The following is a 12,582-nucleotide window of genomic DNA, read 5'->3' on the forward strand; positions in this document are numbered from 1 at the left end:
TTTTAATATTCAGCATATTACACGAATATCAACCGTTATATTCTGCTGTTTTAAACCAAAGCAAAGGGATAGGACTCCAAAGCCCAGAATTTCTCATTATTCTATTGATCTTTTAAAAAATCTCTTGGTTTGCGAAATTTACGAAAACAGTTTCGTATATTATATTAAAATAGAAAATTAAAGACCAGCTTTGTCCATAAAATTTATCTGTAAATGAAAAATATTAAAAAATTTAATATTAATATTTAAATTACTATTGAAAAATTATGAAATTTGGATTATAATAACTTACGAAAACGATTTAGAAAATTTTTAAGACAGGGGAAAGTCATATGGCAAACATAAAAGAGATTGCGTTAAAATGCGGATTGTCCGTTTCAACGGTAAGCAAGGCTCTGAACAGCTACAGCGACATCAGCAAGGAAACCCGCCAGCGCGTTCTGGAAACGGCGGAGCAGTTCGGCTACTTCCCGAACTCCAACGCAAGGGCCCTGAAAACAAACCGTACCCATAATTTAGGAGTACTGTTTGTGGACGAAGCCCAGAGCGGACTGACGCACGATTATTTTGCCGCCGTTTTGGACAGCTTTAAGGTGGAAGCGGAAAAGCACAGCTACGACATCACCTTTATCAATCACAATATCAATATCGGAAACCGGCCGATGACTTTTCTGGAGCACTGCAGATACCGTAATTTTGACGGCGTGTGTATCGCCTGTATCGATTTTCAGAAACCGGAGGTCGTCGAGCTGATCAGCAGCAGCACCCCTGTCGTGACCATCGACCATGTGTTCAACAACCATACAAGCATCAACTCGGCGAATGTTCGGGGGATGCACGAGCTTGTACAGTACATATATGACATGGGCCACCGGAGAATCGCCTATGTCCACGGTGAAAGGACGGCGGTCACCGAACAGCGTCTGACCAGCTTCTGCAAGTCGCTGATGGATTTGGGGATCGAGACGCCCCAGGAGTATCTTGTACGCGCGGCCTACCGCGACCCCACCGCTACCCGGCACAGCGTCAAACAGCTTTTGAGCCTGCCGAACCGCCCGACCTGCATCGTCATGCCCGACGATTACGCGGCGCTTGGGGGCATTGAAGCGATCGAGGCCGCGGGGCTGAGGATTCCGGAGGATATTTCCATTGCGGGATACGATGGAATCGCCCTTTCCCAGGTGATCAAGCCGCGGCTCACCACGCTGAAGCAGGACACGAAAATGCTCGGCCGCGAAGCCGCGCGCAGGCTGATCGGCCAAATAGAAAACCCCCTTACCACCATAACGGAGAACGTTACGGTGATGGGCCAGCTGATAGAAGGCCAGTCCGTAGGAAGGGTGGATCCCTCCATTGAGTAAGTTTTGGCAGAGCGACTGCCATGCTGATACATTTTAGCGGATTGTCCGCCAGATTAAAGGAGGATTTCGTAAACATGAAAAAGGCAAGAAAAATCACCGCAACACTTCTGGCTCTCGCGATGATGACAGGCGTCACGGCAACCGTTTCCGGCTGTCAGAGCGGACCGGCCGCATCGACGGCAGCTCCCGCTGAAAGCCAGGAAGCCGCAAACAGCGAAGCTCCGGCAGCGGAAGGGAAAACGCTCAACATTTGGTGCTGGAACGATGAGTTCCAAAGCAGGTTCAACGATTACTATCCGGAAGTGAAGGAAGTGGCCAAGGACAAATCCACCACTACCTTAAACGACGGCACCGTCGTCAAATGGACCATCAACCCAAACGACAACAACAACTATCAGAACAAACTGGATCAGGCGCTGCTTTCTCAGGAAAGCGCCGCTGCCGACGACAAAATCGATATTTTCCTGGTGGAAGCCGATTACGCATTAAAATATGTCGACAGTGAATACACATTGGATGTAAAGAAAGACATAGGGCTGACGGACAGCGACCTGTCCAACCAATACCAGTACACACAGGATATCGTCACCGACAAAAGCGGCGCCCTGAAAGGCACCACCTGGCAGGCGACCCCGGGCCTTTTTGCTTACCGCCGTTCCATCGCCAAAGCGGTGCTGGGCACGGACGATCCCGCAAAGGTACAGGAAGCCCTCTCCGACTGGGATAAGTTCAACAGTGTCGCGGCGCAGGCCAGCGCAAAGGGCTACAAGATGCTTTCCGGCTACGACGACAGCTACCGCACCTTCTCCAACAACGTATCCGCTCCGTGGGTAACGGATACGACGGCCACGGTTGACCCCAACCTGATGAACTGGGTCAAGCAGACGAAGGAATACGCGGAAAAGGGCTACAACAACAAGACCTCCCTCTGGGACGACAAATGGCAGGCCGACCAGGGTCCGAGCGGAAAAGTACTCGGATTCTTCTACTCCACCTGGGGCATTAACTTTACCCTGCTGGGCAACTCCCTGAAAACACCGGTCGCGGAAGGCGGCAAGGAAGAAGCAGGCAACGGCGTTTACGGCGACTATGCCGTCTGTCAGGGTCCGCAAAGCTACTACTGGGGCGGCACATGGATCTGCGGCGCCAAGGGAAGCGACAACCTTGGCACGATCAAAAATGTCATGAAGTCCCTCACCTGCGACGGAACGATCATGAAGAAGATCACAACCGACACACAGGATTATACCAATAACAAAGCGGCCATGGAAGAAATCGCGAACAGCGACTTCAAATCCGCGTTCCTCGGCGGCCAGAACCACATTAAGCTTTTTGCCGAAGTGGCGCCGAAGATCGACATGAGCAACGCCGGTCCCTACGATCAGGGAATGAACGAAAGCATGCAGAAATGCTTCAAGGACTATTTCAACGGCACGATCGACCTTGAAAAAGCAAAGGCAAACTTTGAAAAAACAGTCAAGGAAAAATATCCTGAGATCACAGAGATAAAATGGCCGTCATAACACTCGTTTTTTAAGCTGACCGCACGGCTGCCAAAAGGGGGGCTTCCCCCGGACCGCGGTCGTGCGGCTTTATTAGGGAAAGGGGGCTTCGACTTCATGAACGCTGAGAGTACGCCGAAAAAAAGGAAGCGCAGCCGCTACGCAAAATGGGGGTATCTTTTTATCTCTCCGTTTTTTATCGTATTTATTGTCTTTTCACTGATCCCTCTGTGCTCCACCATTTATTACAGCTTCTTTCAATATTACCGCCAGGGGCTGAAAATTATTGGGCCTACCTTTACGGGCATGGCGAATTATGTCAAATTATTTCAGACGGACCTGCCGAATTACCTGGGAAACACCCTTCTGATCTGGTTGATCGGCTTTGTCCCCCAGATCATCATCTCGCTGCTGCTGGCGGCATGGTTTACCAACCAGCGCCTGAACCTGCGCGGGCAGGGGTTCTTTAAAACCGTGATCTATATGCCGAATCTGATTATGGCGTCCGCTTTTGCCATGCTGTTTTTCGCGCTGTTCTCCGACAACGGCCCCGTCAACGGAAGCCTGGTGTCCCTCGGTATTTTCAGCCAGCCCTTCCGTTTTCTGGCCAGCATAGCCGGCACACGCGGGCTGATCAGCTTTATGAATTTCCTGATGTGGTTCGGAAATACCACGATTTTGCTGATGGCGGCGATCATGGGCGTCGACCCCGGACTTTACGAGGCGGCCGAAATCGACGGCGCCTCCTCCAGCCAGATGTTCTGGCGGATCACCATTCCGCTGATCCGTCCCATTATGGCGTATGTCCTGGTCACTTCGCTCATCGGCGGCCTGCAGATGTTTGACGTGCCCCAGATTCTGACCAACGGCTCCGGCAATCCGGACCGCAGCGCGACCACGATGATCATGTACCTGAACAATCATATGTACAGCAAAAATTACGGGATGGCCGGAGCGGTCTCCACCGTGCTTTTCCTGATCTGCGCGGCGCTCTGCTTCCTGATCTATTTTATCACGACAAACAACGACGGCTTTGCCGGAAACAAAAGAAAAAGGGGTGTCCATGGATGAATAAGCGTTCTAAATCCGGTCAATCCGGACTTTCCGCCGCACGGGCCGCCTGTTATCTTGTTTTGGCCGCTCTTTGCTTTTTGTGCCTGTTTTTCTTTTACATGCTGCTGATCAACGCTTCCCGGAACACCTATCAGATTCAGCAGGGGTTCTCGTTTCTTCCGGGAAAATCCTTTGTCGTAAACCTGAAAAATCTTCTGAAAAACGCGAACATCCCCGTGCTGAGCGGTATTTATAACAGCCTTGTCGTCTCCGCGCTGACGGCGCTTCTGGCGTCCTATTTCTCGGCGCTGACCGCCTATGGGATTTACGCTTACGATTTCAGATTTAAGAAGACCGCTTTTACGGTTATTTTGCTGATTATGATGATGCCGACGCAGATTTCGGCGGTGGGCTTCGTCAATCAGATGCAGGCGATGGGGCTGCGCAATTCCCTGATTCCGCTGTTTCTGCCCTCCATTGCTTCTCCCACTGTATTTTTCTTTATGAAACAGTACCTTGACAGCAATATGCCGATGGAAATCGTGGAGGCCGCGCGCATTGACGGCAGCGGCGAGTTCCACACCTTTAACACCATCGTGCTTCCGGTCATGAAGCCGGCGGTGGCCGTACAGGCAATTTTCACCTTTGTGACCGCGTGGAATAACTTCTTTATTCCCGCCCTGCTGATTGACAAAGCCGACAAAAAGACTCTGCCCATCCTGATTTCGCAGCTTCGCAGCGCGGATTTCCTCAAATTCGACATGGGGCAGGTCTACATGATGGTCACCATCGCGATCATTCCGGTCATCATGATTTACCTGATTCTCTCCAAATACATTGTGCGCGGCGTTGCGCTGGGCGGCGTAAAGGGATAACCGGTCCGCCGCAAAATAAACTGAGCTGGGGATGAAGCAAATGGGATTTCCTGAAAATTTCATCTGGGGCACCGCAACCGCTTCCTACCAGATCGAAGGGGCCCCGCGCGAAGGGGGCAAAAGCGACTCTGTCTGGGATGAGTTCTGCCGTATTCCGGGCGCCGTTTTTGAAGGTCAGACAGGCGACGACGCCTGCGACCATTACCACCGCTTCCGCGGAGATATCGCCATGATGAAGCAGCTGGGCATCCGTGCTTACCGTTTCTCCTTCTCCTGGCCCCGCGTTCTGCCGGACGGAACAGGGGAAGTAAACGAAGCGGGCATGCGTTTCTATGAAGACCTTGTAGAGGAACTCCTGCAAAATCAGATTACACCCTATGCCACTCTTTTTCATTGGGATTATCCGGCCGTCCTGCAGAAGCAGGGCGGCTGGCTGAACCCGCAGAGCCCGCTGTGGTTCGAACAGTATGCCGAAACCATTGCGAGACGTTTTAAAGGCAAAATTCATCACTATTTTACCATCAATGAGCCGCAGTGCTTTATCGTACTGGGCTACGGCCGCGGCACGCATGCGCCCGGCCTGAAGCTTTCCGCCGCGGATAATTTTCTGGCGGTCCACCACGTCCTGCTGGCGCACGGAAGAGCTGTCCGCGCGCTGAGGGAATACGGCGGTCCTGTCAGTGTGGGACTGGCGCAGTGCGGGCGGATTTTCGTTCCGCAGACCGACCGGACCGAGGATGCCGAAGCCGCGCGGCGCGCTACCTTCGAGGTCCCCGGCGACTATCTTGACGCGCTTTTCAGCGTCTCCCTCTGGAGCGACCCGATCCTGAAGGGGGAGTACCCCAAGGACTTCCTGCAAAAATTTCCCGATGTACTGCCCGAAATCAGCGCAGAGGACATGGAACTCATCCGTCAGCCAGTCGATTTTTACGGGCAGAATATTTACCACGCCGCCCGCGTCCGGGCGGCGAAGGACGGCTGGGAGCCGGTGCCGTTCCCCGTGGGGATGACGAAAACGGCCATGAACTGGCCCGTAACCCCGGAATGCATGTACTGGTGCAGTAAATTCCTGTATGAAAAATACGGCAAAAAAATCATCATCAGTGAAAACGGGATGTCCGCCCATGACGCTATCTCACTGGACGGGCGGGTACACGACCCGAACCGGATCGATTATCTGCGCCGCTATCTCCGTTATTTAAGGATGGCGGTAAATGAGGGTATTGATGTCGCAGGTTACTTTGTCTGGTCCCTGATGGATAATTTTGAATGGGATTCCGGTTATCACGAACGCTTCGGTATCATCTATGTCGATTACGAAACACAGCAGCGAATCCCGAAGGACAGCGCTTACTGGTACCAAAAAACGATGGAACAAAACGGAGAGAGGCTCTGAAAAGCCTCTCTCCGTTTTGTTCGTATCCATTCAGTCCGGTTCCAGCAGTTGTGCAAACGAATCAATATACCGATCCGCTTCCCGGAGGATGGTCTCTTTTTCATAGTCCGAGTACGGGTCGTAAACCCCGCAGGTCCGGAAGCCGCCCGCCTTCGCTCCCCGGATTCCCGCCGAAATGTCCTCGAACACCACGCAGTCCCGCGCGGAAAGGCCGAGCCGCTGCGCCGCCAGAAGATAGATATCGGGGAAACCCTTCCCCCTCTCCACCTCGCCCAGATGGGCAAAAGCGTCGAACAGGTCAAAAACGCCGTTGTTTTTCAGCGCCGGCTCGTACAGTTCGGGGGCCTGCGCGGTCGCGACCGCCAGCCTGACCCCCCGGCTTTTCAATTTCCGGAGGAATTCCCCGGCCCGGGGCTTCAGCGCGATTTCAAAACGGTATGCCTGTTCGGACATTTCCTTCCAGTCGCGGATGACCTCCTCCGCCGTTTCCGGCAGGGAAAACCGCGCGATGGTGTACGCCGCCGCATCCCGGTAGTTCATGGGCGTAACCTTTTCGACATAGTCGTCCGGCAGGGGGATTCCCCGTTTCGCAAGGAACCGCTGATCGATCTGCGCCCAGATTCCCATGGATTCCAGCAAGGTGCCGTCAAGGTCAAAAATCGCGCCTTTCAATTCCTTCATGGATTCCCTCCCTGAAAAATCTGTAAAAGCCCGCGGGCGGCTTCGCGGATATCGGGCTGTGCGATCACCGCGGAAACCACCGCTAAGCCGTCGATCCCGATCTTGCAGAACGCGGGGGCGGTTTTCCGGTTGATCCCCCCGATGACGACAATCGGGATCTGAACCGCCCTGCGGATGGCGTGCAGTTCTTCCATAGAGACGATTGCGGCATCCGTTTTCGTCCCGGTCGCGTACATGGCGCCCACGCCGAGATAATCCGCGCCGTCCTTTTCGGCCCGAACGGCTTCTTCCAGAGTGGACGCGGACACCCCGATGATTTTTTCTTCCCCCAAAATACGGCGCAGCACGCCGCAGGGCAAATCGCTCTGCCCCACGTGCACGCCATCCGCGTCGACCGCAAGCGCAATGTCCAGCCGGTCGTTGATGATCAGAGGGACGCCGTAATGTTCCGTCACCTTTTTCACCGCGAGGGCCGTGTCGTAAAACAGGCGGGAGGGAATATTCTTTTCCCGCAGCTGGATGACCGTACAGCCCCCCTGTATCGCCTGCTCCACCGATTCCTCCACCGTAGGAGTGCTCATCAGTTCCCTGTCCGTACAGAGGTACAGGGAATAATCGATTTCAGATTTCATTTAGCTTCGCCTTCTCTTCCAATAAAACTGGATTCAGGCGGCTCAGCGCGTCGATCACGGCGATATGAAAGCTGCCGGTGCCGGTCTGGCCCGCCGCTTCGTACGCAAGCTCGCCCGCGATTCCCATGGAAGCGATTCCGGAGACCGCCGCCGTAAATCCGTCCCGCAGCGCGCCCGCGTAGGCGCCGACCAGCGCGGAGGTCATGCAGCCGGTACCGGTCACCCTGCTGAGCATGGGATGTCCGTTGCGTATTTTGACGACGCGCTTCCCGTCGGCAATCACGTCTACCGCACCGGTAACAGCAGCCGTGCAGCCCAGCTTTTCCGCAACGGCTTTTGCGACGGCAACCGCGTCGTTGCCGCCGTCGGCCTCGGAGGCATCCACTCCCTTCGTCGAAGCGCCCAGCCCCGCGACAAAGGAGACTTCGGAAATATTCCCGCGCAGGACCGTAAGCCTGACCTGCTCCAGGATTTCTCTGGTCGCGTCGTTGCGCAGTTTGGACGCGCCCGCGCCGACCGGGTCAAACACGACGGGGATCCCGAGTTCGTTCGCTCTTTTCCCCGCCGCAAGCATGGAGGCGATGGTGCGCTGGTTCAGTGTGCCGATATTCAGCACCAGCGCGGAAGAAATAGCGGAAATATCGGCCGCTTCCGCAATGTCGTCCGCCATAATGGGCGAAGCGCCGATGGCAAGCAGCGCGTTTGCACAGTCGTTGACCGTCACATAATTGGTGATATTGTGTACCAACGGAACCTTTTCCCTCAGGACACGGATTGCGTTTGATACTTCTTTGGTGATCTGATTCATTGTTTCATCCTCCGGATATTTATTTCTCTTTTATTTTTCAGAGCAGAACTCTACCTTTTTGCCTTCCAGAATCAGGTTGGTCGTGCGGACGGCGCACATTTTTCCGCACATGGAACAGGTGTGGCGGTCGGCGGGAGGGGTGCTTTCAAAGTAGTCCCTTGCCTTCTCCCCGTCTATGGCGACCCGGAACATTTCGTCCCAGTCCATCCTGTGGCGCGCGTGTGCCATCTGATTGTCGAGATCGCGCGCATGGGGAACGCCTTTCGCGATATCCGCCGCGTGCGCGGCAATTTTGCTGGTAATGATTCCCTCCTTGACATCGTTCAGATCCGGCAGACGAAGGTGCTCCGCCGGGGTGACGTAGCACAGGAAATCCGCGCCGCTGGCCGCCGCAATCGCTCCGCCGATGGCGGAAGTGATGTGGTCGTAGCCGGGAGCGATGTCGGTGACCAGAGGTCCCAGCACATAGAATGGCGCGTTGTGACAAAGCCGCTTCTGCAGCGTCATATTGGCCGCGATCTCATTCATGGCCATGTGGCCCGGGCCTTCCACCATGACCTGCACGTCCTTTTCCCACGCGCGTCTGGTCAGGTTTCCCAGCTCGACCAGCTCCCCGATCTGCCCCGCGTCGGTGCTGTCGTCCAGACAGCCGGGACGAAGCGCGTCGCCCAGGCTGATGGTCACGTCGTATTCGCGCAGGATTTCCAGCACTTCGTCATAGTACTCGTAAAACGGGTTCTCATTGCCCGTCATCTCCATCCACGCGAAAAGCAAAGAGCCTCCCCGGGAAACAATGTTCATGATACGGCCCTCCCTGCGGAAGCCCTCCACCGCGCGGCGGTTGATGCCCGCGTGAATCGTCATGAAGTCCACGCCTTCCCTTGCGTGCGCCTCCACCACCTTCAGAAAATCCTTCGCGGAGATTTCCAGCAAATCCTTTTCCAGATACCCGATCGCATCGTACATGGGCACCGTGCCGATCATCGCGGGGGATTTCGCAATCAGCTCCCGCCGGAAGGTATTGGTTTTGCCGTAATTGCTCAGGTCCATGATTGCTTCCGCGCCGAAGCGGAGCGCCATGTCCACCTTCTGCATTTCCACATCGTAATTTTTGCAGTCGCCCGAAATTCCCAGATTGACGTTGATTTTTGTTTTCAGTCCCGCGCCGATTCCTTCCGGGGACAGGGCCGTATGGTGAATATTGGCCGGAATGGCGACCTGCCCGGATGCCACCAGCTCCCGCAGCTTTTCGGGCTCCATGGATTCTTTTTCCGCCACCACGGCCATCTCTTTGGTGACAATGCCCTTTTTGGCCGCTTCCATCTGCGTGTGATATGTTCTCATTGTAATAATCCTCCGTTTTTATACAAATTGTAAAAATGATTGGTCGGGCCGTGACCTTTGCCGACCGGCAGCGCGTGCCGGATGGCTGTGGTAACGTATTCTTTCGCGGCGCCGACGGCCTCGGGAACGTCCATTCCGTTCGCAAGGTTCGCCGCGATGGCGGAGGAAAGGGTACAGCCCGTACCGTGGGTATTTTTTGTGGGAATCCGCTCCGTCCGAAACGGATGGATTTCTTCCCCATCAAACAAAATGTCCACCGCGTCGCCCTCCAGATGCCCGCCTTTGACCAGCACATGCCGGGGGCCCATGCTCCTCAGGACAGCCGCGGCTTTTTCCATATCCCCGACGGTGCGGATTTCCATGCCGGTGATGGCTTCCGCTTCCGGGATATTGGGCGTGAGCAGAAAAGCCTGCGGCAGCATTTCTGCTTTCAGCGTTTCCAGCGCGTCCGGGTGCATCAGGGCGCGGCCGCCCTTCGCGACCATCACCGGGTCCAGCACCACGCCGCCGGGCCGGTAAAAACGCAGCCTTTCCGCGACCGTCTTCATCTGCTCCGCGCCGGAAAGCATGCCGATTTTTACCCCGTCCACCGCGATATCTTCAAACACGGCGTCGATCTGGTCGGCGACAATCTGAGGCGGGATATCCTGAATGGAAATCACGCGGCTGGTGTTTTCCGCCACCACCGAAACAATGACGCTCATGCCAAAGGCCCCGTGCGCGGCAAAGGTTTTCAGGTCGGCCTGGATTCCGGCTCCGCCGCTGCAGTCGGAACCCGCAATGGTCAGTAAATTTTTGATAGCTAACTCCTCCTTCTGAAATAAAAAAATGCCCACCGTCAAGGCGAGCATAAAAGAACCGGATTGTGCTCCCTACGACAGCGTTAACTGACAGGTTCAAAGGGTCAGGTTTTACCTTCTCAACTCGGATGAGTCCCCCCGCGTCTATTCAATTAAAAAAGCGTCCACCCAAACAGGTGAACGCGAATCAGTCAACGTTCCCTACCTCGGTATTAGCCGACAGGTTCAAAGGGTCAGGTTTTACCTTCTCAACTCCATGAGTTCCCCCCGTTGTATTTTATTATATACTGTATTGGAATGCCTGTCAATCCGTCTTCCGTCCGTATTTTTCCACGCCGCTTTGGTACAGGGAACACCGTAAACGGAAGGAAACCGGCAGTCCGGCGAATTTTTTATCCCATGGAACCCATTATGAACGCTATTGGATAGCCTCCCTGCCGCGTTCCCCCGTACGGATACGTACGGCGTCGCTGATGTCGGAAATAAAGATTTTTCCGTCGCCGTATTCCCCGGTGTACGCCTTTTCGACGATGCTGTCCACAACCGTATCGGCCTGTTCGTCCAGAACGATCATTTCAATTTTGATTTTCGGCAGGAACTGGCAGTCGACCTCCGTACCCCTTACAAATTCCTTCCAGCCCTTTTGACTGCCGCAGCCCATGACCTGCATAATGCTCAGGCCGTTGAGCTGGAGAGAATCGAGGATTTCTTTGATATCTTCCAGCTGATCCGGACGTATAAACGCTTCAATTTTTTTCATATCTTCACCATTCTCATTTCTTAATCCATCCCGTTAAACGCCGGGTAAGCGGATTCCCCGTGCTGGGAAGCGTCGAGCCCCACATTCTCGTCTTTTTGGGAAACCTTGATGCCGCCCGTAACAGCCGAAGTGATGCTCCCGGCGATCAGGGTACCGACAACCGCGATGACAACGGTGATGGCGATTGCCGCAAGCTGGCGCAGGAACAGGTTTGCATCGCCGAAGATCAGCCCGTTCCACGCCGCCGCGGAATTGATGGATTTCTGCGTAAAAATACCCGTCGCGATGCCACCCCATATTCCCCCGACGCCATGGCACCCAAACACATCCAGCGCGTCGTCATAGCCAAATTTCGGCTTCACAACGGTAATGAAGAAATAGCAGATGGGACTGACCATGGCCCCGATGGCCAAAGCCGCCCAGACGGGAACGAAGCCCGCTCCGGGGGTGATCGCCACAAGGCCGATCACCAGTCCGGTGGAAGCGCCCACAATCGTCGGTTTTCCGCTCGTGACCACTTCGATCATCAGCCAGGAAAGCATCGCCGCGGCAGCCGAGGTATTCGTTGTCAGAAAAGCGTGAACGGCAAGCTCGTTCGCTGCTAATGCGCTGCCCGCGTTAAAGCCGAACCAGCCGAACCACAGAAGCGCGGCGCCCATAAAAATCATCGGCGCGTTGTGCGGGCGGTAAGTCGCCTTGCCGTAATTTTTCCTCTTGCCGAGAAAGATGGCAAGGACAAGGGCGCTGACGCCGGAGCTGATATGTACCACGTTGCCCCCCGCAAAATCCACGGAACCGATGTCGAACAGGAACCCTCCGCCCCAGACCATGTGCGCAAGGGGATAGTAGACGATCAGGGACCAGATGGCCGTAAAAACAACGAGAGAGGAAAACTTCATTCTCTCGGCAACCGCGCCGGTCATCAGCGCGGGCGTGATGATGGCAAACATCATCTGGAAAACGGCAAAAGTCAGCGTGTTGGGGTAAGGAAGCGTTGTATCCGTAAAGCCATTAAAATTCATTCCCACCCATTTCAGATTTCCGATGATACCGGCGATATCCCCGCTGAAGGAAAGGGAAAAGCCGACCAGCACCCACAAAACGGAAGCCACCCCCATCAGAACAACCGAAGACATCAACGTATTGATAATATTTTTCCGCTTAACAAAACCGCCGTAAAAAAATGCCAGGCCCGGTGTCATAAGAAGTACCAGAGCTGAGGAGGTCAGCATCCACGCCACATCTCCATGATCCATGTTCAAACCCCTATTCTTTTGTTTTTTGCAGAAAAAATAAAAAGGTCAATAAAGCAATACATGAAAGTAAAGCTTTATTGACCTCATTGCCAATAAGACGCGTCGGCAGGCAGC

The 12,582-nt window shown here is 54.5% G+C and carries 12 protein-coding genes and 1 riboswitch; of the genes, 5 read left to right on the forward strand and 7 right to left on the reverse strand.

Features of this window, described 5'->3' with window-relative positions; translation table 11 throughout:
- The first annotated feature begins 332 nt into the window (after positions 1-332).
- The 5 genes from ACRQV7_RS10940 (at position 333) to ACRQV7_RS10960 (ending at position 6,187) form a co-directional block, all read left to right on the forward strand.
- The gene (locus tag ACRQV7_RS10940) at positions 333-1,361 is read left to right on the forward strand and encodes a LacI family DNA-binding transcriptional regulator (protein ID WP_444658163.1); all 1,029 of its coding nucleotides are present in this window, start codon (positions 333-335) and stop codon (positions 1,359-1,361) included.
- 74 nt (positions 1,362-1,435) lie between these two features.
- Positions 1,436-2,884 (forward strand): carbohydrate ABC transporter substrate-binding protein, encoded by a 1,449-nt coding sequence (locus tag ACRQV7_RS10945; RefSeq protein WP_444658165.1) that lies wholly within the window; start codon positions 1,436-1,438, stop codon positions 2,882-2,884.
- A gap of 96 nt (positions 2,885-2,980) precedes the next feature.
- Positions 2,981-3,934, forward strand: coding sequence for a carbohydrate ABC transporter permease (locus ACRQV7_RS10950; protein WP_444658167.1), 954 nt, complete (start codon positions 2,981-2,983; stop codon positions 3,932-3,934).
- Positions 3,931-4,791 carry a carbohydrate ABC transporter permease gene (locus tag ACRQV7_RS10955; protein ID WP_444658169.1) on the forward strand — a complete coding sequence of 287 codons (861 nt, stop codon included), beginning with the start codon at positions 3,931-3,933 and terminating at the stop codon, positions 4,789-4,791. The genes ACRQV7_RS10950 and ACRQV7_RS10955 overlap by 4 nt, the downstream gene beginning before the upstream one ends.
- A gap of 40 nt (positions 4,792-4,831) precedes the next feature.
- Positions 4,832-6,187 carry a GH1 family beta-glucosidase gene (locus tag ACRQV7_RS10960; RefSeq protein WP_444658170.1) on the forward strand — a complete coding sequence of 452 codons (1,356 nt, stop codon included), beginning with the start codon at positions 4,832-4,834 and terminating at the stop codon, positions 6,185-6,187.
- A 30-nt stretch (positions 6,188-6,217) separates the two neighbouring features.
- Here ACRQV7_RS10960 and ACRQV7_RS10965 read toward each other — a convergent pair whose 3' ends face one another.
- The 7 genes from ACRQV7_RS10965 to ACRQV7_RS10995 form a co-directional block, all read right to left on the reverse strand.
- Positions 6,218-6,868: an HAD family hydrolase gene (locus ACRQV7_RS10965; RefSeq protein WP_444658172.1), complete on the reverse strand. Its 651-nt coding sequence runs from the start codon at positions 6,866-6,868 to the stop codon at positions 6,218-6,220.
- Positions 6,865-7,500 (reverse strand): thiamine phosphate synthase, encoded by a 636-nt coding sequence (gene thiE / locus ACRQV7_RS10970; protein ID WP_444658173.1) that lies wholly within the window; start codon positions 7,498-7,500, stop codon positions 6,865-6,867. Before thiE ends, ACRQV7_RS10965 begins: the two co-directional genes overlap by 4 nt.
- Positions 7,490-8,308 (reverse strand): hydroxyethylthiazole kinase, encoded by an 819-nt coding sequence (thiM, locus tag ACRQV7_RS10975; protein WP_275713892.1) that lies wholly within the window; start codon positions 8,306-8,308, stop codon positions 7,490-7,492. Before thiM ends, thiE begins: the two co-directional genes overlap by 11 nt.
- A gap of 30 nt (positions 8,309-8,338) precedes the next feature.
- Positions 8,339-9,652 (reverse strand): phosphomethylpyrimidine synthase ThiC, encoded by a 1,314-nt coding sequence (gene thiC / locus ACRQV7_RS10980; RefSeq protein WP_444658174.1) that lies wholly within the window; start codon positions 9,650-9,652, stop codon positions 8,339-8,341.
- Positions 9,649-10,452 carry a bifunctional hydroxymethylpyrimidine kinase/phosphomethylpyrimidine kinase gene (gene thiD / locus ACRQV7_RS10985; RefSeq protein ID WP_275713913.1) on the reverse strand — a complete coding sequence of 268 codons (804 nt, stop codon included), beginning with the start codon at positions 10,450-10,452 and terminating at the stop codon, positions 9,649-9,651. Before thiD ends, thiC begins: the two co-directional genes overlap by 4 nt.
- A 180-nt stretch (positions 10,453-10,632) precedes the next feature.
- A riboswitch (TPP riboswitch) is annotated at positions 10,633-10,730 on the reverse strand.
- Positions 10,731-10,870: 140 nt separating this feature from the next.
- A complete protein-coding gene (locus tag ACRQV7_RS10990) occupies positions 10,871-11,212 on the reverse strand; it encodes a P-II family nitrogen regulator (protein ID WP_275713894.1) in 342 nt (113 codons plus the stop codon).
- A gap of 20 nt (positions 11,213-11,232) precedes the next feature.
- Entirely contained in the window at positions 11,233-12,468 is a 1,236-nt protein-coding gene (locus ACRQV7_RS10995; protein WP_444658175.1) for an ammonium transporter, read from the reverse strand.
- Positions 12,469-12,582 lie beyond the last annotated feature (114 nt).

This window comes from Caproiciproducens lactatisolvens (assembly GCF_052443335.1).
Lineage (GTDB): Bacteria > Bacillota > Clostridia > Oscillospirales > Acutalibacteraceae > Caproiciproducens.